At 70.4% G+C, this 22,022-nt stretch carries 20 protein-coding genes; 5 read left to right on the top strand and 15 right to left on the bottom strand.

Features of this window, described 5'->3' with window-relative positions; all coding sequences use genetic code 11:
* Positions 1-34: 34 nt before the first annotated feature.
* Both pip and AB0M63_RS30250 read right to left on the bottom strand, forming a co-directional pair.
* A complete protein-coding gene (gene pip / locus AB0M63_RS30255; protein ID WP_355912324.1) occupies positions 35-997 on the bottom strand; it encodes a prolyl aminopeptidase in 963 nt (320 codons plus the stop codon).
* Between the two features lie 30 nt (positions 998-1,027).
* Positions 1,028-1,720, bottom strand: coding sequence for a uracil-DNA glycosylase (locus AB0M63_RS30250; protein ID WP_355912327.1), 693 nt, complete (start codon positions 1,718-1,720; stop codon positions 1,028-1,030).
* A 102-nt stretch (positions 1,721-1,822) separates the two neighbouring features.
* Here AB0M63_RS30250 and AB0M63_RS30245 point away from each other — a divergent pair, with 102 nt between their 5' ends.
* Entirely contained in the window at positions 1,823-2,377 is a 555-nt protein-coding gene (locus AB0M63_RS30245) for an RNA-binding S4 domain-containing protein (RefSeq protein WP_366021662.1), read from the top strand.
* Between the two features lie 78 nt (positions 2,378-2,455).
* On the opposite strand, the gene AB0M63_RS30240 is transcribed toward AB0M63_RS30245, so the two are convergent.
* The 3 genes from AB0M63_RS30240 to AB0M63_RS30230 form a co-directional block, all read right to left on the bottom strand.
* The gene (locus AB0M63_RS30240; protein ID WP_366021661.1) at positions 2,456-2,920 is read right to left on the bottom strand and encodes a DoxX family protein; all 465 of its coding nucleotides are present in this window, start codon (positions 2,918-2,920) and stop codon (positions 2,456-2,458) included.
* A gap of 119 nt (positions 2,921-3,039) precedes the next feature.
* A complete protein-coding gene (locus AB0M63_RS30235; RefSeq protein WP_366021660.1) occupies positions 3,040-3,732 on the bottom strand; it encodes a class I SAM-dependent methyltransferase in 693 nt (230 codons plus the stop codon).
* A gap of 142 nt (positions 3,733-3,874) precedes the next feature.
* Complete coding sequence (locus AB0M63_RS30230) at positions 3,875-4,795, bottom strand: acyltransferase domain-containing protein (RefSeq protein ID WP_366021659.1); 921 nt, start codon at positions 4,793-4,795, stop codon at positions 3,875-3,877.
* A 69-nt stretch (positions 4,796-4,864) separates the two neighbouring features.
* Between AB0M63_RS30230 and AB0M63_RS30225 the strand changes: the two genes are divergently transcribed.
* Complete coding sequence (locus AB0M63_RS30225; protein WP_043259387.1) at positions 4,865-5,131, top strand: DUF6343 family protein; 267 nt, start codon at positions 4,865-4,867, stop codon at positions 5,129-5,131.
* Positions 5,132-5,150: 19 nt separating this feature from the next.
* Here AB0M63_RS30225 and AB0M63_RS30220 read toward each other — a convergent pair whose 3' ends face one another.
* The 5 genes from AB0M63_RS30220 to rpsA all read right to left on the bottom strand — a co-directional run bounded on the left by AB0M63_RS30220 (position 5,151) and on the right by rpsA (position 10,616).
* A complete protein-coding gene (locus AB0M63_RS30220) occupies positions 5,151-5,531 on the bottom strand; it encodes a tetratricopeptide repeat protein (RefSeq protein WP_355912342.1) in 381 nt (126 codons plus the stop codon).
* A gap of 66 nt (positions 5,532-5,597) precedes the next feature.
* Positions 5,598-6,218 (bottom strand): dephospho-CoA kinase, encoded by a 621-nt coding sequence (coaE, locus tag AB0M63_RS30215; protein ID WP_355912345.1) that lies wholly within the window; start codon positions 6,216-6,218, stop codon positions 5,598-5,600.
* Positions 6,219-6,263: 45 nt separating this feature from the next.
* A complete protein-coding gene (locus AB0M63_RS30210) occupies positions 6,264-7,202 on the bottom strand; it encodes a PAC2 family protein (RefSeq protein WP_355912348.1) in 939 nt (312 codons plus the stop codon).
* Between the two features lie 149 nt (positions 7,203-7,351).
* Positions 7,352-8,878: a flavin monoamine oxidase family protein gene (locus tag AB0M63_RS30205; protein WP_355912677.1), complete on the bottom strand. Its 1,527-nt coding sequence runs from the start codon at positions 8,876-8,878 to the stop codon at positions 7,352-7,354.
* A 232-nt stretch (positions 8,879-9,110) separates the two neighbouring features.
* A complete protein-coding gene (gene rpsA, locus AB0M63_RS30200; RefSeq protein WP_200690747.1) occupies positions 9,111-10,616 on the bottom strand; it encodes a 30S ribosomal protein S1 in 1,506 nt (501 codons plus the stop codon).
* Between the two features lie 393 nt (positions 10,617-11,009).
* Between rpsA and AB0M63_RS30195 the strand changes: the two genes are divergently transcribed.
* Both AB0M63_RS30195 and hrpB read left to right on the top strand, forming a co-directional pair.
* Positions 11,010-11,819 carry a class I SAM-dependent methyltransferase gene (locus tag AB0M63_RS30195; RefSeq protein ID WP_355912681.1) on the top strand — a complete coding sequence of 270 codons (810 nt, stop codon included), beginning with the start codon at positions 11,010-11,012 and terminating at the stop codon, positions 11,817-11,819.
* Positions 11,820-11,877: 58 nt separating this feature from the next.
* Positions 11,878-14,385 (top strand): ATP-dependent helicase HrpB, encoded by a 2,508-nt coding sequence (hrpB, locus tag AB0M63_RS30190; RefSeq protein WP_366021658.1) that lies wholly within the window; start codon positions 11,878-11,880, stop codon positions 14,383-14,385.
* Here hrpB and AB0M63_RS30185 read toward each other — a convergent pair.
* The 3 genes from AB0M63_RS30185 to AB0M63_RS30175 all read right to left on the bottom strand — a co-directional run bounded on the left by AB0M63_RS30185 (position 14,375) and on the right by AB0M63_RS30175 (position 17,440).
* Positions 14,375-15,367, bottom strand: a complete 993-nt coding sequence (locus tag AB0M63_RS30185; protein ID WP_366021657.1) for a DUF3068 domain-containing protein — start codon at positions 15,365-15,367, stop codon at positions 14,375-14,377. The two genes, hrpB and AB0M63_RS30185, sit on opposite strands and share 11 nt — an antisense overlap.
* Positions 15,368-15,420: 53 nt before the next feature.
* A complete protein-coding gene (locus tag AB0M63_RS30180; RefSeq protein WP_019065298.1) occupies positions 15,421-15,555 on the bottom strand; it encodes an SPW_0924 family protein in 135 nt (44 codons plus the stop codon).
* Positions 15,556-15,703: 148 nt separating this feature from the next.
* Entirely contained in the window at positions 15,704-17,440 is a 1,737-nt protein-coding gene (locus AB0M63_RS30175) for a lytic transglycosylase domain-containing protein (protein WP_366021656.1), read from the bottom strand.
* Between the two features lie 263 nt (positions 17,441-17,703).
* Between AB0M63_RS30175 and AB0M63_RS30170 the strand changes: the two genes are divergently transcribed.
* Positions 17,704-18,570, top strand: coding sequence for a DUF4184 family protein (locus tag AB0M63_RS30170; RefSeq protein ID WP_366021655.1), 867 nt, complete (start codon positions 17,704-17,706; stop codon positions 18,568-18,570).
* On the opposite strand, the gene AB0M63_RS30165 is transcribed toward AB0M63_RS30170, so the two are convergent.
* On the bottom strand, positions 18,533-18,940 hold the full coding sequence (locus AB0M63_RS30165) for a hypothetical protein (protein WP_355912363.1): 408 nt from the start codon (positions 18,938-18,940) through the stop codon (positions 18,533-18,535). The genes AB0M63_RS30170 and AB0M63_RS30165 overlap by 38 nt on opposite strands.
* Positions 18,941-19,138: 198 nt before the next feature.
* Complete coding sequence (gene polA / locus AB0M63_RS30160) at positions 19,139-21,865, bottom strand: DNA polymerase I (RefSeq protein WP_366021654.1); 2,727 nt, start codon at positions 21,863-21,865, stop codon at positions 19,139-19,141.
* Positions 21,866-22,022 lie beyond the last annotated feature (157 nt).

The following is a 22,022-nucleotide window of genomic DNA, read 5'->3' as shown; positions in this document are numbered from 1 at the left end:
GGTCGCAGCGGCCCGCGTCGGCTGACCAACCGACCTAGCGGCGGGCGTACTTGTCCGTCGCCGCCACCAGTGCCTCCGCGACACCCGGCGCACCCGCGTTGTGACCGGCCTCGTCCACGAGCACCAACTCGCTGCCCGGCCAGGCGTGGTGGAGCCGCCAGACGACACCGGTGAGGTTGCCGAGGTCGAGGCTGCCCTGGACGAGGGTGCCGGGGACGCCCTTGAGCAGGGGCGCGTCCCGGAGGACGACACCCTCGTCGTTTCCCGCTCCGAGGAAGTGGTCGTTGCCGAAGTAGTGGGTGACGGTCCGGGCGAAGGCCATGCGGAACTCCGCGTCCTCGTACCGCTCTTCGGAGCGCGGCGGCGCGGGGACGATCGCCGTCTCCCAGTCCGTCCAGGCGCGCGCGGCCCGCTCCCGCACCGCCCGGTCGGGCGACTCGATGAGCCGGTTGTAGGCGGCGGCGAGGTTCCCGTCGCGTTCACCGGCGGGCAGCTCACCGGTGAACCGCTCGAACGCCTCCGGGAAGAGCCTCCCAAGTCCCCTGGTCAGCAAGGCCACTTCGGGGTTGGAGCCGGTGGCGACACAGGTCAGCACCAGCTCCGACACCACGCCCGGATACGTCTGCGCGTACCGCAGCCCGAGCACCGACCCCCACGACGCGCCCCACACCAGCCACCGCTCGATGCCCAAGTGCCGCCGCAGCAGCTCCAGATCGGCGAGGAGACGGTCCGTCGTGTTCACGCTCATGTCGGTGTCGTAGGCGCTCGCGTGCGGTGTGGAACGTCCGCACCCGCGCTGGTCGAGCAGCACGATCCGGTACACGGCGGGGTCGAAGTAGCGCCGGAAGTACGGCGAACAGCCCGACCCCGGGCCGCCGTGCAGCACCACCGCGGGCTTGCCGTGCGGGTTGCCGCAGGTCTCCCAGTGGACGAGGTTGCCGTCGCCGACATCGAGCATGCCGTGGTCGTACGGTTCGATCTCGGGATAGAGGCCCATCCGTCGACCCTATCCTCAGCCTCGTCCTCGCTACAGCGCGGTCGTCAGCCCCGCCGCCCCGGCCGCCGTGCGCAGCACGTCCCGCAGCATCGCGGGGGTGAGCTTGCCGGTGAAGGTGTTGCGCTGGCTGACGTGGAAGCAGCCGAAGAGGTCGAGGCCGTCGAGCGGTACACGCACCCCGTGCCCGAACACCGGCCTCGGTCTCGGCACGGCCCACCCCGCCGCCGCGAACGCGGGGAGCGCCGCCTGCCAGCCGAAGGCGCCGAGTACCACCACGGCCTTCAACGTCGGCCGCAGCAGGGTGAGTTCGTCGACCAGCCAGGACCGGCATGTGTCGCGTTCCACGGGGGTGGGCTTGTTCTCGGGCGGGGCGCAGCGCACCGGCGAGGTGATCCGGACGCCGTACAGCTCCAGGCCGTCGTCGGCGCTCACGGCGGTCGGCTGCGAGGCGAGGCCGATGTCGTACAGGGCCTCGTACAGGACGTCCCCGGAGCGGTCGCCGGTGAACATCCGGCCGGTGCGGTTGGCGCCGTGCGCGGCGGGAGCGAGGCCGATGATCAACAGGGGTGCGTCGGCGGGGCCGAAGCCGGGTACCGGGCGGCCCCAGTACGTCCAGTCGGCGAAGGCGGCGCGTTTGGTGCGGGCGACCTCCTCGCGCCAGGCGACCAGGCGGGGGCAGGCCCGGCACTCGGTGATCCGGCGGTCGAGGTCGGACAGGTTCATGTCCCCACCGTAGGACGATCGCCTGTATCCGGGCGGGGTGAGGGCGGCTGCCTCGTCCGAAATCCGCCGGAGCCGGCCGGCTAGGGGCATTAAGGTCGAGGCATGGCTTCCGAGGGAGTGGACGAGACCGGCGAGGACGACGGAACGGGCACGACGGCGCCCGCTCCCACGCCCGACGCCGCCGCCGTGGCCGCCGCGAAGGCCGCCGGTCCCTCGACCGGTGAGAGCGTCCGCGTCGACAGCTGGATCTGGTCCGTGCGGCTGGTCAAGACCCGCTCCATGGGCGCCGCCGCCTGCAAGGGCGGCCACGTCCGTGTCAACGGCGAGCGCGTGAAGCCCGCCCACTCCGTCCATGTCGGCGACGAGGTACGCCTGCGCCACGAGGGCCGGGAACGCGTCGTCATCGTGAAGCAGGTCATCCGCAAGCGGGTCGGTGCCCCAGTCGCCGTCCGGTGCTACGTCGACAACTCCCCGCCGCCCCCGCCCCGCGAGGCCGTCGCCCCGGCCGGCATCCGCGACCGAGGTACCGGCCGCCCCACCAAGCGCGACCGCCGCGAGATGGAACGCCTGCGCGGTGTCCCCGGCGCCGACACCCCTCCCGAGCCCCACCGGGACCGGGACGCCCACCGCGGCCGACACCGCGACACGCAACGGTGACATCCGGCCCGGGCCCTCGGCCCACCGGATGCCACCACTGCCCTGCGCTCAGCCGTAGCCACAGAGCTACGGCACGGGTCACGCCCGTCGTCGTAGTACCAGTCGCAGCAACTCCGCGTTCTGTCCTCGCCGTGCCCAGGCGATGAGGCCGAGCGGAATGATCAGGATCAGCGGTGTCGCCGCGTTCTGACCGTGGAACGCGGTCATCTGCACGATGAACGCGCCCACCATCAGCGCGCTGAGCGCCGTCGCCGCGACCGACTGCAGCAACGGGACCAACAGCGCGACGCCTCCGGCCAGTTCGAGTGCGCCGATGGTGTACATGGCCCCGCTGCCCCAGCCGATCTTGTCGAAGGACTCCACGGCCGAGGGATGCGCGATCAGCTTGGGCAGCGCGCTCGCGATGCCGTAGAACAGGGCGAGCAGCACCTGGAGGACCCGCAGCGCGATCCGGGCGCGGCGGCCGCGGGCGGTCGTGGACTCGGCGATGACGACGGTGGTGCGGGGGTACGCGGAAGCGGTGCGAGCGACGGTCTCGGACATGGGGTTCTCCTGTGGGAAGCGGTCCGTGTTGCTGTCACAGAGGTAGACCGCCCCCCACTCGAGAACTCATCGCCGCCGTACGGGATTTCCCGTCCGTCCCTCCACCTCCCCTGTGTCCGTCACTCCATCGGCACCGCCCGCACCCACACCCGGTCCGGCGTCAGATAGCTGTCCACCTTGAGCCCCGTCTCCGCCAACGCCTCCTCGAACTGCTCCTTCGTCAACGGCCGGGCCAGAAAGGTCTGGGTCCAGACCGCGTCCGGAAACACATACTCCGCGTGCACCGAGTTGACCCCGTCCCCGACCGGCTCCGCCGACACCATCCGCACGGTGAAACCGCTGGGGTCGACACGCTCGCGCGGCAGGTCCGAGTGGTAGTTCTCCCCCTCCCGCTGGATCAGTACGCAGCCGCCCGCCGCGACATGCCGTACGCAGGTCCGCAGCAGCCCACGCCGCACCTCGACGTCCCCGGCGTGCACCAGGAACGACGCGAGCATCACCACGTCGAAGGTCTCGCCCAGGTCCAGGTCCTCGATGGGACTACATATCGTGCGTGCCCCCTGGACGCGCTCCAGCATCTCGGCGGACTCGTCGACCGCCGTGATCGTGAATCCGCGCTCCAGGAGGGGGTGGGTCATCCGCCCCACCCCGCTGCCCAGCTCCAGGATGCGCGCACCCGCCGGCACGGCCGCCGCGACGATGTCCGGCTCCGCTCCCACGGGAAGCCGCGAGTACAGCTCCACCGCGCAGCCGTCCGGGGTGATCGCCCCGGGTCCTGTCCCCTCGTACCCCTCACGCATTTCGATTCGCATGCCCGTCCAACGGCCCGCGACCGCACGCCCGTTCCCGGCTCGCACTGGTTCACCCGTACGAGTCAATTCCCTTTGGAACGGGAACAGTTGACGACACCGTCGACGACGTCATCGATGGCGTCATCGATGACGCTCCGGCCGGTCAGGCTCCGAGGGGGAACCACCCGTGCCCTAGGTACCAGTGCCCGCCCGCCCGCAGATGATCACCGACCGCCCGTTCCACGGACGTACGCCGGGGCAGTTCCTCCACCGGCAGATCCGGCTCGCCGAAGACGAACCGGACCGGCTCGGTGTCGGCCGGTTCCGTGTCCTCGCGGATCCCCCGGAACCGCTCCTGGAAGCGGACGATGTTGGAATCGACGGGCAGGTGCTTCTTGAGCTGCGGGTCGAGCAGCCAGGAGTGGCAGACCGCGACCGCGTGGTGCTCCTCGGGGAAGTGCCGGGCGAAGAACCCGCGGGCCAGCTCCAGCGAGCGGTCGCAGGCGGCCGGTGAGAGCGGTCCCTGGAAGTCGGGGATGTGCAGGTTCAGACAGGGCGCCCCCGGTTCCGCGTCCAGCCCGGCCGCCGTGAGCGCCTCAGCGGTGCGTTCCCCGAGCCGTGCCCGCTCGAACTGGAGCCGCCCGAGCTGGTACAGCTCGCCGCGGAAGTGCGGGACGAGCCACTGCGGGAAGGGCACCCCTCCCCCGCCGTACTGCCTGCGGTGCACCGCGATGTTGCGTCCCAGGTCGGCCAGGGTGCGCCGGGAGACGTCGGCGGGGATACCGCGTTCGCGGTGGTACGCGCGCGTGCTGGGCAGCGCGGCGACGAACACGTACACGGAGAAGTAGGCGCCGATCTCCGGCGGGGCCTCGGGCAGCCGGGCAAGAAGCAGCTCCGTGAGCCGGGTCCAGTGGCCGTGCTCTCCGATGTCCTTCACCAGTTCCCCGGCGCACTCCTCCAGGAGTCGCATCGCGCCGGTGTCCCGCGCCAACACCCGGCGCAGTCGGACCAGTTCGTTGATGTCCTCGTGAGGTACCGCGAGGTCGAGCAGGATCTCGGGCAGTTCGTCGGCGTCCGGCAGCACAGCGCGCTTCCCCTCCCATGGAGAACGTCCGAGCCGAAGAGTACGTTGAAAGCAGGAGTAGTGATCCCGATGCGTACGGGCAGTGAGCCGACGACCGCGCGCAGTCCGCTGCGGGCGCGGTTCTGGCTGAGCGTGTGGGGACTGGTCTGGACGATCTTCGGCACGGCCGCGTTCGCCCTCGCCGGACGCCCCGGGTGGGCGGCGGCCTGCGGGGTGCTGTGGCTGGTCGTCACGATCGACATGACCATGATCCTCAGACATATGCGCCAGGGCCCGCACTACCAGCCGGGCCCCGACATCCCGCCGTACCGCCCGCCGGAGCACCGCCACCCCTGACCGCCCCGAAGGCATGCGCCTAGGCGTCGAAACGGGCGGCCTTCAGGTACTGCGGATTGGGATCGAGCGCGGCCGCCAGCCGGAAGTGCCGCTTGGCCTGGTCGGCGCGTCCCTGCCGCTCGTAGGTACGGGCGAGCGCGAAGTGCGCGAAGGCGTTGTCCGGCTCCCGCTCCAGGACGATGGTGAACTCCAGCTCGGCGGGGCGCAGTTGCGCGGCGGCGAAGAAGGCACGCGCGCGCAGCAGGCGGGCGGCGGTGTTCTCCGGGTGCGCGTCGATGACGCCGTCGAGCAGCTTCACCGCGCCCCGCGGGTCCCGCGCGGCGAGCAGTTGCTCGGCGGCGCGGAAGTCGATGACATGCGTCTCCGGAGTACGTCCGGTCGTTCCGCTGTTCTCGGGCACGGCAAAGTCCTTCCCTCACTCGCACGTTTCAACGCCCGGCGGGAGGACCGCTATTCCTGAGGTCCGCTAATCCTGGGGTGGCTGCTGGGGCGCGTGCGCCCTGCGCACGAGTTCGGCCCATACGTCCCGTACGCGCCGCTCCAGCGCCTCCAGGGGTACGTCGTTGTCGATGACGATGTCCGCGATGGCCAGCCGCTTCTCGCGCGTCGCCTGGGCGGCCATACGCGCGCGTGCGTCCTCCTCGGCCATGCCGCGCAGCCGTACCAGCCGGTCGAGTTGGGTCTCCGGGCTCGCGTCGACGACGATCACCAGGTCGTACAGCGCGGCGAGGGCGTTCTCGGCGAGGAGCGGTACGTCATGGACGACCACGGCGTCGTCGGCCGCTTCGGATTCGAGTTCACGGGAGCGGCGGCCGACCAGGGGGTGGACGATCGAGTTGAGCACGGCGAGTTTCTCGGGGTCGGCGAAGACGATGGAGCCGAGCTTCGGCCGGTCCAGGCCGCCGTCCGCGCCGAGCACGTCCTCGCCGAAGGCCTCGACCACCGCCGCGAGCCCGGGGGTTCCGGGCGCTACGACCTCGCGCGCGATGCGGTCGGCGTCGATCAGCACGGCACCGTGTGCGACGAGCAGCCGCGACACCTCGCTCTTGCCGGCGCCGATACCGCCGGTCAGGCCCACCTTCAGCATGAGCCGAAGCTTAGGGCCTGCCGACCGCGAGGCACCCGGCGACCACTAGTTGTCCCCCTCGCGCTCCGCCAGGAAGCGCTCGAACTCCTGCCCGATCTCGTCCGCCGACGGGATGTCGACCGGCTCGGCGAGCATGTTGCCGCGGCTCTCGGCGCCGGAGGCGGCGTCGTACTGGTGCTCAAGGCCCTGAACGAGGGCCACCAGTTCCTCGTCGCCCTCCTGGATCTGGCGGTCGATCTCGGTCTGGGTGCGGTGGGCCTCGGTGCGCAGCGAGTGCGCGATACCGGGCAGGACCAGCCCGGTGCCCGCCGTGATGGCCTCCAGGACGGTCAGGGCCGCGTCCGGGTACGGAGAGCGGGCGATGTAGTGCGGGACGTGCGCGGCGACGCCCAGGACATCGTGGCCGGACTCCATGAGGCGGTACTCGATGAGCGCCTCGGCGCTGCCCGGGACCTGCGCCTCGTCGAAGGGGCTGCGGTGCCCCGGGACAAGGTCGTTGCGGTTGCCGTGCGGGGTGACGCCCACGGGGCGGGTGTGCGGAACGCCCATGGGGATGCCGTGGAAGTTCACGGACAGGCGGACGCCGAGCCGCTCCACGATCTGCTGGACGGCCGCGGCGAAGCGCTCCCACTCCACGTCCGGCTCGGGGCCGGAGAGGAGCAGGAAGGGGGCTCCGGTGGCGTCCTGGACCAGCCGTACGTCGAGCGTGGGCTCCTCGTAGTCGGTCCACCGGTCCCGCTTGAAGGTGAGCAGCGGGCGGCGGGCGCGGTAGTCGACGAGCCGGTCGTGGTCGAAACTGGCCACGAGCTGATGGGGCAGCGTGTCGAGCAGGCGTTCCACGATCTGGTCGCCCGTCTCGCCCGCGTCGATGTATCCGTCGAAGTGGTAGAGCATGACAAGACCGGCCGACTCCTGGGCGAGCGCCACATCGACGACTGCCAGGCCCTTCGGCTCCCATGCGTACAAACCCTGCGGATCAAGCACTGTTACCGCTCCTCCTCGTGTTCGTACTGCACAACGCCCTCCAGGGCATGGGCATTCCCACCCATGCCCCTGATCAGGCGCCTCTTACGGGCTTTTCATGCGCCGCTCCCCCGGGGTACCGGGAGAGCACCCACGTCACAGCCCCGGTGTCACGAGGACAGCACGCGCGCGTGGAGTGCGGTCACGGCCCTGCGGGCGGAGGTGAACGCGCCGTGCTGCCAGGCGTCCATGTAGCTGAGCCAGTCGCCGGCGAAGTAGACGCGTCCGGTGGGTTCGGTGAGCGGCTTGTAGCGGGCGTCGTCGGGGCCACCCGGGGTGTCGTGCCACGCGGCCTCCAGATGGGGCGTCTGACGCCAGTGGTGGGAGAAGGACGATGCCAGTTCGCTGCGGTACTTCTCGCCGTAGATCTTCACGCCCGCCGCCACCGCCCGCTCTTCGCGCCCCTTCGGGGTGAGCTTCGCGTAGGAGTCCGCGTCGTCGTCGTAGTTGTAGTACCCGATGAGGACGCCCCGCTCACCGTGGAAGCCGTACGAAGGGTGCCAGATGTGGGTGACGTCCTGGTCGGTCTCGGTGATACCGCCGTAGATCCGGTGGTCCAGCTCCCACCAACGGGACTTGTACTCCAGGCCTATCTTGGCGGCGGACGACGGGGTGATGGCCTCCAGGGCGGTCTGTACGCCGGTGCCGAGGTTGTGCGGGATCTTGGCGAGGATGTTGGGCGGGAGGGCGCCGACACAGTAGTCGGCTTCGACGACCTGGGTACGGCCGCCCTGGGTGTAGGTGACGGAAACACCACTCCCCTTGTCGGTGATTTTCGAGACGACCGCCCCGGTGCGGATGCGGTGCGCGCCGATCGCCCTGGTGAGTGCCTTGGGGATCTGGTCCATGCCACCGACCGGCTGGAACATCAGCATGGCCTGGTCGAATTCGAACTCGAAGGAGAAGTACTGGCCGACGGCGCTGCTGAAGGTCTCGGAAGCGGTGGGTATGTCGCCACGCAACACGCCCGGGGTCCCGGCGGCCGCCGGCCAGGTGGTGTAGCCGCGGTTCGAACCGCCTTCGTACGTCAGCTTGTCGCCGAGTTCGCCCCAGTCCTTGAGGAACTCGATGAGCTTCTCCTGGTCGGTGGCCGTCAACTCCTTGTCGAGCGCGCCCTTGTCGGTGGCCTTGGCGAGCAACTCCGAGACATAGCCGTAGACATCGGCCTTCGCGGTCCGATACCTCATCGGCTTCGTCATGCCGGTCGACTCGTTGAAGAGGTACGCGTCCGCGTTGACGTTGGTGAACACCTCGATGGGGACGCCGAGTTCACGGCAGTAGTCGAGGGTGACCATCCACTGCGGGATCCGCGCGGGACCGCAGTTCATGTAGTGGCCGTCGGCGAAACGGGCGGTCTGCCGGTTGCCGTAGAGGTCGGTCGTCGTGTCGCCGCCGCGCACGGTGAAGTTGCGGCCGCCGGTACGGTCCCTGGCCTCCAGGACCGTACAGTCGTAGCCTGCCTTGCCCAGTTCGTACGCCGTGGTCAGCCCGGCGATACCGCCGCCGACGATGACGACCTTGGCAGCGGCGCGTCCGGTGAGCGTGAAGTCGCCGGCGTTCAGCGCGCGGAAGGGCTGTTCCCGCTGGGCGGCCTGCGCGGTGGGGGCGAGTCCGAGGGCCCCCATGGTGGCGAACATGGTGCCCGCGCCACCGGTGAGGCCCACGTTCCGCAGAAAAGCACGTCGGCTCTGGTTGCTTGCCATGGTCCGGCTCCCCTTTCCGATCATGAATGATCGGGGAAGCCTGCCAACGGCCGGTTACGGCACGACAGTTACGGGTGTATCCCGCACGTTTCTGCAAGTTGGGAAAAGGCTGAGGGGCCGTACCCCGAAAGGTACGGCCCCTCAGTCATGAGCTACTGCTCAGTGATCAGCTCTGGCCGCCGGCCAGCTTCTCACGCAGGGCAGCGAGCGCCTCGTCGGACGCCAGCGCACCGGAGGTGTCCGCACCCTCGGAGGAGTACGAACCGCCGCCGCCACCGGCGGCGGCCGGAGCCGCACCCGGGGTGTCGACGCCCTCGGCCGCCGCCTGGGCGTCGGCCTCGCGGGACTTGATGACCTGCGCCTGGTGCTGCTCGAAGCGCTGCTGCGCCTCGGCGTACTGGTGCTCCCACGCCTCCCGCTGGGTCTCGTAGCCCTCGAGCCAGTCGTTGGTCTCGGGGTCGAAGCCCTCGGGGTAGATGTAGTTGCCCTGGTCGTCGTACGACGCGGCCATGCCGTAGAGCGTCGGGTCGAACTCGACCGAGGCCGGGTCGGCACCGAAGGACTCGTTGGCCTGCTTCAGGGACAGCGAGATCCGGCGACGCTCAAGGTCGATGTCGATGACCTTGACGAAGATCTCGTCGTTGACCTGGACGACCTGCTCCGGGATCTCCACGTGGCGCTCGGCCAGCTCGGAGATGTGCACCAGACCCTCGATGCCCTCGTCCACGCGGACGAACGCACCGAACGGAACCAGCTTCGTGACCTTGCCGGGCACGACCTGGCCGATCTGGTGGGTGCGGGCGAACTGCTGCCACGGGTCTTCCTGGGTCGCCTTCAGCGACAGGGAGACGCGCTCGCGGTCCATGTCGACGTCGAGGACCTCGACGGTGACTTCCTGGCCGACCTCGACAACCTCGGAGGGGTGGTCGATGTGCTTCCAGGACAGCTCGGAGACGTGGACCAGACCGTCGACGCCACCCAGGTCCACGAAGGCACCGAAGTTGACGATCGAGGAGACCACACCGGAGCGGACCTGACCCTTCTGGAGGGTCGTGAGGAACGTCTGGCGGACCTCGGACTGGGTCTGCTCCAGCCAGGCACGGCGGGACAGGACCACGTTGTTGCGGTTCTTGTCCAGCTCGATGATCTTGGCCTCGAGCTCCTTGCCCACGTAGGGCTGGAGGTCGCGAACACGGCGCATCTCGACCAGGGAGGCCGGGAGGAAGCCGCGGAGGCCGATGTCGAGGATGAGACCACCCTTGACGACCTCGATGACGGTACCGGTGACGATGCCGTCCTCTTCCTTGATCTTCTCGATGGTGCCCCACGCGCGCTCGTACTGGGCGCGCTTCTTCGAGAGGATCAGGCGGCCTTCCTTGTCCTCCTTCTGGAGAACAAGGGCTTCGATCTCGTCGCCGACCTTGACGACCTCGTTCGGGTCGACGTCGTGCTTGATCGAGAGCTCGCGGCTCGGGATGACACCTTCGGTCTTGTAACCGATGTCGAGCAGGACCTCGTCCCGGTCGACCTTCACGATGACGCCGTCGACGATGTCGCCGTCGTTGAAGTACTTGATCGTCTCGTCGATCGCGGCGAGGAAAGCTTCCTCGTTACCGATGTCGTTGACCGCAACCTGCGGGGTGGTGGCGGTGGTCTCGGTGCTGCTCGTCATGTGGGAAAGGGCTCCGGTACGGACATTGAAGTCGTAGGTACTGCTCACGCCGAGAGCCTTTTTCGCTTCGCTCTGCAGAAGGCCGGACAGCCAAGGAAGCGCCGATCCGGAACACCAGGTGTCCGGTGGCGCCTCGAAAACCGAGGGGACATACATACAGATGCGAGCGCAACCTGCTACGTCTGAGGTGCGCAGGCCCGCAGCGCAACTTGTAGCATACGGGGGCGGCCAGGCAGGGTCAATGCGCGAAGGCGCACACCCGGGGCGGATCGCCGCATACCCGGCACAAAACGTGTCCCGCGAGGCCACGCATGCCTGACGCACCTCTTCAGTGACGCCGCCGGGACGACCGCACCGTAGAGGTGACGGAAGAGTACGACGAGGGAGCCGATCATCCAAGAGCCCGATACGTTCGAACCGGAAGCCACCCGGCGTGACGCCGACGTCACCGAGAGTTCCCGCGCCAACCGGGGCTGGTGGGACCGGAACGCGGACGACTACCAGGTCGAGCACGGCACGTTCCTCGGCGACGACCGCTTCGTGTGGGGCCCCGAGGGTCTCGACGAGGTGGAGGCGGAGCTCCTCGGCCCGCCCGAGGAGCTGAAGGGCAAGGACGTCCTGGAGATCGGCGCCGGCGCGGCCCAGTGCTCGCGCTGGCTGACCGCCCAGGGCGCCCGTCCCGTCGCCCTGGACCTCTCCCACCGCCAGCTCCAGCACGCGTTGCGGATCGGCGGATCGTTCCCTCTGGTGTGCGCCGACGCGGGCGCGCTGCCCTTCGCGGACAGCTCCTTCGACCTGGCCTGCTCGGCGTACGGGGCGCTCCCGTTCGTCGCCGACCCGGTGCTGGTGCTGCGCGAGGTGCGCCGGGTGCTGCGGCCGGGCGGCCGGTTCGTCTTCTCGACCACGCACCCGTTCCGCTGGGCGTTCCCGGACGAGCCGGGCCCCGAGGGACTGACGGTCTCGGCCTCGTACTTCGACCGCACGCCGTACGTCGAGCAGGACGACGACGGCCACGCGGTCTACGTGGAACACCACCGGACGCTCGGTGACCGCGTCCGGGACATCGTGGCGGCGGACCTGCGCCTGGTGGATCTGGTCGAGCCGGAGTGGCCGTCCTGGAACACGGCCGAGTGGGGCGGCTGGTCGCCGCTGCGCGGCAACCTGATCCCGGGGACGACGATCTTCGTGTGCGAACGCGACTGACGGAAGAGCGGGCACGCGCGCGTGGAGGTCGTTCCGGAGGCCGTACGACACTGGGGTCGTGATCCGCTACGACGCCCTCGACGCGCTGCCCGTCCGCAGTGCCCTGCCCGGACTCGACGCCGCTCTGGAGGCGGGCGGTGCCGCGGTGCTCGTCGCGCCCCCCGGCACCGGCAAGACGACGCTGGTGCCGCTCGCGCTGGCCGGGCTGCTGGGAGAGGGTCCCGCGCGGCGGGTGGTCGTCGCCGAACCGCGGCGGATCGCGGCACGGGCGGCGGCCCGGCGGATGGCGTGGCTGCTGGGCGAGAAGGTCGGGGAGAGCGTCGGGTACACCGTGCGCGGGGAGCGGGTCGTCGGACGGCACGCACGCGTGGAGGTCGTCACGACCGGTGTGCTGCTCCAACGGCTGCAACGGGACCAGGAATTGACGGACGTCGACGTAGTCGTCCTGGACGAGTGCCACGAGCGGCACCTGGACGCGGACACCGTGGCCGCCTTCCTGGTCGACGTACGGGAGGCGCTGCGGCCCGAGTTGCGGCTGGTCGCGGCGTCCGCGACCACCGACGCGCAGGGGTGGGCCCGGCTGTTGGGCGGTGCGCCGGTGGTCGAGGCGGAGGGCGTCGCGTACCCGGTGGAGGTCGTGTGGACCCCGCCGGTACGTCCGGTCCGGCCGCCGCACGGGATGCGGGTGGACCCGGCACTGCTCACGCATGTGGCGTCGACGGTGCGGCGGGCGCTGGCCGAGCGGGACGGGGACGTGCTGTGTTTTCTGCCGGGCGTGGGCGAGATCGCCCGTGTCGCGGGGCAGTTGGGCAACCTCGGTGACGTCGAAGTCCTCCAGGTGCACGGGCGGGCACCTGCCGCCGTACAGGACGCTGTGCTGTCCCCGGGGGTACGTCGGCGGGTGGTGCTGGCGACGTCGGTGGCGGAGTCGTCGCTGACGGTTCCCGGTGTACGGCTGGTCGTCGACTCCGGGCTGGCGCGGGAGCCGCGGGTCGATCACGCGCGCGGGCTGAGCGCGCTCGCGACGGTACGGGCCTCGCAGGCGGCCGGACGGCAGCGGGCGGGGCGGGCCGGGCGGGAGGCGCCGGGGGCGGTGTACCGCTGCTGGGCGGAGGCCGAGGACGCCCGTCTGCCGCCTTTTCCGGCACCGGAGATCAAGGTGGCCGACCTGACGGCGTTCGCCCTCCAGACGGCGTGCTGGGGCGATCCTGACGCGTCCGGGCTGGCGTTGCTGGACGCGCCTCCCTCCGGGGCGATGGCGGCGGCGCGGGGTGTTCTGGCGGCGGTGGGCGCGGTCGACTCCGTCGGGCGGGCCACTGAGCGCGGGGCGCGGTTGGCCCGGCTGGGGTTGCATCCCCGACTGGGGCGGGCGTTGTTGGACGCGGGTGCGGCGGGTGCGGAGGTTGTCGCGCTGCTCAGCGAGGAGGCTCCGCGGTCGTACGGAGATGATCTTGCCGGGGCTCTGCGGCTTGCCCGGCGTGGGGGTGACGCCTATGCCGGGCGGTGGCGTGCGGAGGTTCGGCGGCTGCGGTCCGCGGGAGAAGAAATTTCCCGCCCACCCAACTCCCGTCCAATGGAAGGAACCGCCAAAAACGACGACTCACTCGTCGGACTCGTCGCCGCCCTCGCCTATCCCGAGCGAGTCGCCAAGGCCGACGGTGGTTCCTATCTCCTCGTCTCCGGTACCCGTGCCGAGGTCGGCGAGGGCAGTGCCCTCCGGGGCGCCCCCTGGATCGCCGTGGCCGTCGCCGACCGGCCTATCGGCAAGGGGCACGCACGCGTGCAGCTCGGGGCCGTCGTCGACGAGGATGTCGCCCGGTTCGCGGCCGGGGCGTTGCTCAGCGAGGTGGACGAGGTGCACTGGGCCGGCGGTGACGTCGTGGCCCGGCGTGTCGAGCGGCTCGGGGCGGTCGAGTTGGCGGTGCGGCCGCTCAAGGACGCCGACCCCGTCGCCGTACGGGATGCGCTGGTCGAAGGGCTGCGGCAGGAGGGGTTCGGGCTGCTGCGGTGGTCGGCGGATGCCCAGGTGTTGCGGCAGCGGCTGGCGTTTCTGCGTCTGCATGTCGGTGAGCCCTGGCCCGACGTGTCCGACGAGGCGCTGCACGCGCGCGTGGAGGAGTGGTTGGAGCCGGAGTTGGGGCGGGCCCGGCGGCGGAGTGATCTGGGGCGGATCGAGGCGGGGCAGGCGTTGCGGCGGTTGTTGCCGTGGGCCTCGGGGGACGCGGGGCGGTTGGACGAGTTGGCTCCGGAGCGGTTCTCGGTGCCGAGCGGGTCGAGGGTGCGGATCGACTACGGGAATGCCGAACAGCCCGTGCTCGCCGTGAAGTTGCAGGAGATGTTCGGGCTCCAGGAGTCACCGGAGGTCGCCGGGGTGCCGGTGCTCGTGCATCTGCTGTCCCCCGCCGGGCGGCCGGCCGCCGTGACCGCCGATCTGGCCTCCTTCTGGAAGGACGGTTACCGGGGCGTTCGGGCCGAGCTGCGGGGGCGGTATCCGAAGCATCCGTGGCCCGAGGACCCGGCGACCGCCGAGGCCACGCGGTTCACCAACGCGCGGCTCAGGCGGTGACCGGTTCCGGTTCGTGGACCTCGGTGGGGGCGGGGTCCCCTGGACGCCTGCTGCGGGCCTCCAGGTAGAGGGAGAGGGCCAGCAGGAGGATGCCGAGGCTCAGGAAGCCCCAGGGGAGGTAGGAGACCATCAGCAGGACGAGGGTGCGGTTGGACTTCACCAGGGCGACGGTGTGCTTGATGTAGTCCTCGCGCATCTTCACGTCGCCGGCGAACGCCGTCACCTTCGCGCGGCCGCCCAGGAGGGTGCCGCCGCGCAGTTCCTCCTTGTGGATCTCCTCGCCGTAGACCGGTGCTCCGGTGACGGGTTCCACCCAGAACTTGCGGACCGTGGTGTACCAGCGGGTGGTGCCCGTCTTGGCGACCGACTCCGGGGTGATGCCCTTGACGGGCATCGTCTTCGGGAAGGGGACCTTGGTCCAGGGGATGGTCTGCTCGAAGTAGTAGACCTTGACGCCGCGGAAGTTCTGAGTGCCCTTGTAGTGGATGGGGTTGGTGGTGCGGGTCTGCGCGTCGAAGTACTCGTAGTCCCGTTTCTGGGTCAGGAACGGCCACTTGAACTCGATGCCGTCCCGCTTGACCGGGTCGCCGTCGACCATCTCGCCGGTGGCGTGGACGGGCTCCTGGCTGTGCGCGTCGAAGATGTAGCGCTCGGGGATCGAGGAGACCATCTTGCCGTCGGGGCCCTGGACGTAGGACAGACCGTCCCAGACGACGACGTCCCGGCCGGCGGTCTTGTCGATCTTCTTGGCGGCTTCGACGTCGCCCTTGAGGGTCTGCACGATGGTGACCTTGGGGACCGTCTTGGCCTGCATGGTGCCGTAGTCGAGGAGGGTGGCGTTCTTCGCCTCCAGGACCATGTCCTGGTACTGGTTCGCCGGGATCTTGGCCAGGCGCGGGAAGGCGTACCACCGGATCAGCGGGGACAGCGCCGTGAAGAACACGGCGAGGGCGAGCAGGATCAGGCTGGCCTTGCGGTGCAACTCGGCCTCCTTCCCTGGCGGTTGAACACGCGCGTAAACGCTTGCGCAAACGTTTACGGGTGTGCGGGCACCGTCGTCAGCAGCGGTTTCGGGGAGGTCTTGCCCATCGGCGAGCCCATCGCGGTGATGGTCAGGACCAGCGCGAACGCGAGCACGAGTCCGGTCGTGGCGGCGATCAGGGCACGCATGCCGGCCTCCCGACAGACAGGAACTGATAGGTCGTCAGGTCGGGCACCGTAGCAACGCGCGCGCGAGATGAGAACACGTTGCACACGTACGAGGGCGCCCGCCCGCCGAAGCGGAGGGGCGCCCTCGTCACAGAGTCGCGCGGCGGGACTACGCGCTCGGCGATGCCGATGCCGACGTCGATGCCGACGCGCTCGGGTCGGCCGAAGTGCTCGGGCTCGGCGAGGAGGTGGCGGTCGCCGCCGTCACGGTCAGTTCGACCGTGAGGGTCGCGCCGCCCGTGGTGGTGATCCTGAGCAGGAAGGTGCCGGTGGTGTCGTCGGCGTACAGCTTCGGCAGCTTCAGGAGGCCGTCGGCGTCCGTGGCCAGGCCGGTGAGGGTGCGTACGGTCTTGCCGTCCGCGTCCTTGAAGTAGGGGCCCTTGTCGTTCTCGGTGGCGTCGTCCGCGGCCTTGATGAGGGTCGCGGTGGCCGCGACCTTGTCGGCGACCGCGCCGTTGTAGCTGGCCTTCACCTCGACCTGGTCGGCGAACTCGCCGCCCGCGGTGCAGGTCAGCGCGGTGGTGCTGGTGCGGGCGAGGGTGTCGGCGACCCGGGGCGTGACGCTGGCCGTGTAGTCGAGACCGGTGACCGTACGGCCGAGGACGGTGGCGCGGACGGTGAAGTCACCGGTCGTCTCACCGGCCTGGAGGGCCGGGGCGACGGCCACGCCGGAGGCGTTGGTGACAACCGTGGCGACCTTCTCGCCGCCGGTGAACGTGGCGTCCGTGGTCCCGACGATCGTGAACCGGATCCTGACCTTGGCGACGGCCTTGCCGGCCGAGGTCCTGGCGCTCGTGCTGATCTTCTTGCTGAACTGGTCGCCCGCCATCGCGGTCAGCTTCGCCGTGCCCGCGTCCGCCAGCTTGGCCACCGTGTCGGTGGGGGTCGGCGTCGGGGTCGGCGTGGGCGTCGGAGTCGGCGACGAGGTGGCCGGCGTGGTGGGGGTCGGCGACGAGGTCGACGGAGTCGACGACGAGTGCGAAGGCGTGGAACTCGCCCCGGAGTTGTCGTCGCTTCGGCCGGTGGACACGGTGCCCGTGCCGTCCGGGACCGAGTGGGTGCCCTTGCGGTAGTACTCCAGCCACGACAGGACCGTGTTCAGGTAGTCCTGCGAGTTGTTGTAGCTGAGGATCGCGCTGTGCAGGCCCGCGGTGGTCGACATGTTCCAGTCGTTGCGGCACAGGTAGTGGCCTGCGGCGAGCGCGGCGTCGTAGACGTTGTTGGGGTCCTTGACCCCGTCGCCGTTGCCGTCACGGCCCGCCCACGCCCAGGTCGACGGGATGAACTGCATGGGGCCGACGGCCTGGTCGTACTGGCTGTTGCCGTCGTACTGGCCGTTGTCGGTGTCCTTGATGAGCGCGAAGCCGTTGCCGTCGAGCGTGGGGCCCAGGATCTTGGAGGTCGTGGTGCCGTTCGCGTCGACCTGGCCGCCGCGCGCCTGGCCCGACTCGACCTTGCCGATGGCGGCGAGGAGTTGCCAGGGCAGGTTGCAGCCGGGCTTCGACTGGGCGAGTTCGGCCTCGGCCTTCTTGTAGGCGTCGAGGACGGTCGCGGGGATGCCCGCCTCCGCCTCACCGATCGAGACCGGGGTTCCTATGGTCGGCGGCTGGCTCGAACTCGGGCTCGGGCTGGGGCTGCTGAGCGGCGGGAGGTCCGTGTAGTACGGCGAGTCTCCGGTGGCGCTGTGCTCGGTGCTCCCGTCGGACGTCGCCTGGCCGGCGGCGGTCGCTCTGTCGCTGCCGGTCACCGCCGGAGCCTGGGACGCGGACAGTGCCGCGACCGCTGCCGCGGCCACCGCTGTCGTCGCCGCACCCTTGCGCAGCCGCCTGCCGAAATGCGCCGTCATGGAGTGAACCCCTCCCAGGGACGCCCGAGCGCCCGTCCTTGTCTGTTGCCTCTGCGCCTGTTGTGACGGTCGAGCCACGTCACAGGTTGCCCTCGTGGTGCTTTTCGGATGTTCTGTACGCTTGCTCCGCACTTCCGTTCGACCGCGTTCCCCCCTGCGCGGGGACCCAGGCGACCCTACGACAACTTGCTTTGCACGGGCACCCGTTGGTGACCGTTATTCACCGGTTGGCCATATGCCGATGTCTCCTACGAGGAGCCCTGTTGCCGTTCACCTTGAGTCACGCCGCCGCCGTACTGCCCGCCGTGCGCGGCGACGGAAGAGGGCGCGGCCGGCTGGTGCCGGCGGTGCTGGTGGCGGGCTCCTTCGCCCCCGACATGACCTACTACGCGGCGAGCGCGGTCCCCGGGGCGATGGAGTTCGGGAACGTCACGCACTCCATCCCGGGCGTCTTCACGGTCGACGTCCTCATCGCGTGGACGACGGTCGGCCTGTGGCTGGTGCTGCGCGAGCCCCTGGTGGCCCTGCTGCCGCGCACCCGCCGGCCCCGGACGGCGACCCTGCTGCGCTGCGGCGCCCCACGCGCGCGTGCGACCCCGTCACTGGCCGCCTGGTGGTACGTCTCCGCGGTCCTCGGCGGGCTGACCCATGTCGTGTGGGACGCGTTCACGCACCACGACCGGTGGGGCGTACGGCTGTTTCCCGTCCTCGACCGCACGGTGGGCGGCAGGCCGTTGTTCTCGGCTCTCCAGTACGGCAGTTCGGCCGTCGGCGCGCTGGTGATCACGGTGTTCGTGGTGCGTGCGCTACGACGGATTCCGGCCGCCGCACCGGTGGGGGTACCGGTGCTGTCGGTACGGGACCGGTGGGCGGCCGGGGTCGTCCTCGGAGGCTGCGCCCTGGTGGCGGCGGCGGAGCGGGCGTCCCGCTGGTGGGCCTACTGGGGTTCGACGGCAAGCGTCTGGGACCTGATCCCGACGCTGTGCTTCGGGGCGGGCGCCGGGCTGGTCCTTGGCGTACTGCTGTACGCCGTGGGCGTCCGCCTACGGCGTCCCGCGGCGGCCGGGGTGCCCGGCGGCGACCCGGACGAGGTCAGCGCGGGGCGGAGCCGTCCGGCGGGGTCGCGATGAACACCGTCATGGTGTGCACGGAGCGTGACCTCGGGAGCCGGGTGAGGACGAGATCCAGGTAGCTGCGGCCCAGGTCCGCCCACAGGCGCCAGACGGGGGTGCCGCTGGGGGCGATGGCCGGCCCCTGTGGGTGTCTGGCCTGTTCTCGGGGATCCACGTCCGTGTCGTCCCGGCGTGTGAGGCGGCGCCGTAGCCCTGCGGCCGTGTGCCGGACGGCCATGGCGAGGTCGGCGGGGATGCGGGCGGTGCTTGCGCCGGCCGCGAAGGCCGGGACCGGCGGACGGGGCGTGACCTGGGCGGCAGCGGCGTCGGCTGCCTGCATCCGGGTCCGCGCCCGGCCCGACCGGCGATGGAGCATGCGTATACCCATGCCCGCATCCTTACGGTCACCGGCGGCGGGGGGCGCCTTCGCGGGGGCCACGCGGGTGACGGGCCCTCCGGGGGTTGGGCGGGGAGTTTCTGTTGCCGAGGGGGGTGTGCCGGCCGGTTGCAGCGGGGGGGCTGATCCAGGTGAGCTCTGTCGAAAGCTCGCTCGGGATACGCACCTCCCCCGCCCAACCGCCGGAGGCTAGTGCGCGGCCGATTCCCAGTCCGGGCCCACGCCCACCGAGACGTCGAGGGGTGCTCGGAGGTGTACCGCGCCCGCCATTTCGTGGCGGACGAGTTCTTCCGTGGCCGCTCGCTCGCCGGGGGCGATTTCGAGGACGATTTCGTCGTGGACCTGGAGGAGCATGCGGGACTTGAGGCCGGCCTCGCGCAGGGCGCTGTCCACCTTGAGCATGGCCAGCTTGACGATGTCCGCCGCGGTGCCCTGGATCGGTGCGTTGAGGGCCATCCGCTCGGCGGCCTCGCGGCGTTGGCGGTTGTCGCTGTTGAGGTCGGGGAGGTAGCGGCGACGGCCGAAGAGCGTCGCCGTGTAGCCCGTCGCCCGCGCCTCGTCGACCGCGCGGCGCAGATAGTCCCGTACACCGCCGAAGCGCTCGAAGTACGTGTCCATCAGGACCCGTGCCTCGCCCGCGTCGATGTTCAACTGCTGGGAGAGGCCGAAGGCGGACAGGCCGTAGGCGAGGCCGTACGACATCGCCTTGATCTTGCGGCGCATCTCCGCGTCCACCGCGGGACCCTCGACGGAGAACACCTGGGAGGCGACCGTGGTGTGCAGGTCCTCGCCCGAGGTGAACGCCTCCAACAGGCCCTCGTCCTCGGAGAGATGGGCCATCACACGCAGCTCGATCTGGCTGTAGTCCGCGGTCATCAGGGACTCGAAGCCCTCACCCACCACGAAGCCCCGGCGGATCGCCCGGCCCTCGTCCGTGCGGACCGGGATGTTCTGCAGGTTCGGGTCGGTGGAGGAGAGACGGCCGGTCGCCGCGACCGTCTGGTTGAAGGTGGTGTGGATACGGCCGTCCGTCGCGATGGTCTTGATCAGGCCCTCGACGGTGACGCGCAGCTTCGCCTGTTCGCGGTGGCGGAGCATGATGACCGGCAGTTCGTTGTCCGTCTGGTTGGCGAGCCAGGCCAGGGCGTCGGCGTCGGTCGTGTAGCCGGTCTTCGTCTTCTTGGTCTTGGGCAGGCCGAGTTCGCCGAAGAGGACTTCCTGGAGCTGCTTGGGCGAGCCGAGGTTGAACTCGTGCCCGGCCGCCGCGTGCGCCTCCTTCACCGCCTGCTGCACGGCGCCGGCGAACATCTGCTCCATGGCTTCGAGGTGGGCCTTGTCGGCGGCGATGCCGGACCGCTCCAGGCGGGCGAGCAGGATCGAGGTGGGCAGCTCCATGTCACGGAGCAGGTCCGCCGCGCCGACCTCCTGGAGGCGCTCCCCGAAGGCGGTTCCCAGGTCGAGGATCGCGCGGGCCTGCACCATCAGGGCGTCCGCCTCGGCGCCGTCGTCCGCGCCGAAGGCCAACTGTCCGTCGGCCGTGGCCGCCGGGGCCAGCTCCCGGCCGAGGTACTCCAGGGACAGCGCGTCCAGGTCGAAGGAGCGGCGGCCGGGCTTGACCAGGTAGGCGGCGAGCGCGGTGTCCATGGAGATGCCGGCGATCGTCCAGCCGTGCTCGGCGAAGACCCGCATCGCGCCCTTGGCGTTGTGGAACACCTTGGGACGGTCGGCGTCCGACAGCCAGGTCGCGAACGCGTTCTCGTCGCTCTCGTCCAGCTCGGCCGGGTCGAACCAGGCGGCCTCTCCCCCGGCGGTGGCGAGCGCGACCTCGGTCACCGAGCCGGTGCCGAGCGCCCAGGTGTCGACGGTGGCGACGCCGAGGGGTTCCGTGCCGTAGTCGGCGAGCCAGCCGGTCAGTTCGCCGGTGCCGAGGACCGAGCCGTCGACCGCGACACCGCTCGCGGCGGCCGGGGTCGCGTCGGCCTCCTCGGTGCCGGGGTCGACGGCCAGCAGGCGCTCGCGCAACGAGGGGTTGCGGATCTCCAGGGTGTCGAGAACCATCGCGACGGCCGTGCGGTCGTACGGAGCGCGCTCCAGGTCGACGACCGTCTTCGGCAGCTCGACGTCCTTGACCATCTCGGTCAGCCGGCGGTTGAGCTTGACCGCGTCCAGGTGGTCGCGGAGGTTCTGTCCGGCCTTGCCCTTGACCTCGTCGACGCGCTCGACCAACTCGGCGAACGAACCGAACTGGTTGATCCACTTCGCGGCGGTCTTCTCGCCGACGCCGGGGATGCCCGGGAGGTTGTCGGACGGGTCGCCGCGCAGGGCCGCGAAGTCGGGGTACTGGGCGGGCGTCAACCCGTACTTCTCGACGACCTTCTCCGGAGTGAACCGGGTCAGCTCGGAGACGCCCTTCGTCGGGTAGAGCACCGTGGTGTGCTCGGACACGAGCTGGAAGGAGTCGCGGTCGCCGGTGACGATCAGCACGTCGAAGCCCTCGGCCTCGGCCTGGGTGGCGAGCGTGGCGATGACGTCGTCGGCCTCGAAGCCGTCGATCGCGAACCGCGACACATGCATCGCGTCGAGCAGCTCGCCGATCAGCTCGACCTGGCCCTTGAACTCGTCCGGGGTCTTGGAGCGGTTCGCCTTGTACTCCGTGAACTCCTCGGAGCGCCAGGTCTTGCGGGACACGTCGAAGGCCACCGCGAAGTGCGTGGGCGCCTCGTCGCGCAGGGTGTTGGCCAGCATCGACGCGAAGCCGTAGATCGCGTTCGTCGGCTGGCCCGTCGCGGTCGTGAAATTCTCCGCGGGCAGCGCGAAGAACGCGCGGTAGGCCAGCGAGTGCCCGTCCATCAGCATCAGCCGTGGACGGTCTCCGCCGGAGGTCTTGTCGGTCTTCTTCGATGCTGTCTCTGCCACGCCCCCGATCCTGCCACGCCCCACTGACAGTCGGGGTCACGGCGGCGGCGTCGAGGGGGCGCAACCTGTGGCGGCGAGCGCGCGAGGCGGGGTCGGGGGCAGAAGCGGTGGGCCGGTGATCGCCGCGGCGCCGACCGCGGGAGCGAGCGACGCCGGC

Origin of the sequence: Streptomyces sp. NPDC051576 (assembly GCF_040681835.1) — a bacterium.
GTDB lineage: Bacteria > Actinomycetota > Actinomycetes > Streptomycetales > Streptomycetaceae > Streptomyces.
Note: the sequence above shows the minus strand (reverse complement) of the source record. Positions and strands in the feature narration are given on the sequence as shown.

What these genes read in the sequence shown, in the direction of transcription:
- pip (WP_355912324.1), bottom strand. Translation starts at nt 997, where the DNA reads ATGGGCCTCTATCCCGAGATCGAACCGTACGACCACGGCATGCTCGAT.
- AB0M63_RS30250 (WP_355912327.1), bottom strand. Translation starts at nt 1,720, where the DNA reads ATGAACCTGTCCGACCTCGACCGCCGGATCACCGAGTGCCGGGCCTGC.
- AB0M63_RS30245 (WP_366021662.1), top strand. Translation starts at nt 1,823, where the DNA reads ATGGCTTCCGAGGGAGTGGACGAGACCGGCGAGGACGACGGAACGGGC.
- AB0M63_RS30240 (WP_366021661.1), bottom strand. Translation starts at nt 2,920, where the DNA reads ATGTCCGAGACCGTCGCTCGCACCGCTTCCGCGTACCCCCGCACCACC.
- AB0M63_RS30235 (WP_366021660.1), bottom strand. Translation starts at nt 3,732, where the DNA reads ATGCGAATCGAAATGCGTGAGGGGTACGAGGGGACAGGACCCGGGGCG.
- AB0M63_RS30225 (WP_043259387.1), top strand. Translation starts at nt 4,865, where the DNA reads ATGCGTACGGGCAGTGAGCCGACGACCGCGCGCAGTCCGCTGCGGGCG.
- coaE (WP_355912345.1), bottom strand. Translation starts at nt 6,218, where the DNA reads ATGCTGAAGGTGGGCCTGACCGGCGGTATCGGCGCCGGCAAGAGCGAG.
- AB0M63_RS30205 (WP_355912677.1), bottom strand. Translation starts at nt 8,878, where the DNA reads ATGTTCGCCACCATGGGGGCCCTCGGACTCGCCCCCACCGCGCAGGCC.
- rpsA (WP_200690747.1), bottom strand. Translation starts at nt 10,616, where the DNA reads ATGACGAGCAGCACCGAGACCACCGCCACCACCCCGCAGGTTGCGGTC.
- AB0M63_RS30180 (WP_019065298.1), bottom strand. Translation starts at nt 15,555, where the DNA reads ATGCGTGCCCTGATCGCCGCCACGACCGGACTCGTGCTCGCGTTCGCG.
- AB0M63_RS30175 (WP_366021656.1), bottom strand. Translation starts at nt 17,440, where the DNA reads ATGACGGCGCATTTCGGCAGGCGGCTGCGCAAGGGTGCGGCGACGACA.
- AB0M63_RS30165 (WP_355912363.1), bottom strand. Translation starts at nt 18,940, where the DNA reads ATGGGTATACGCATGCTCCATCGCCGGTCGGGCCGGGCGCGGACCCGG.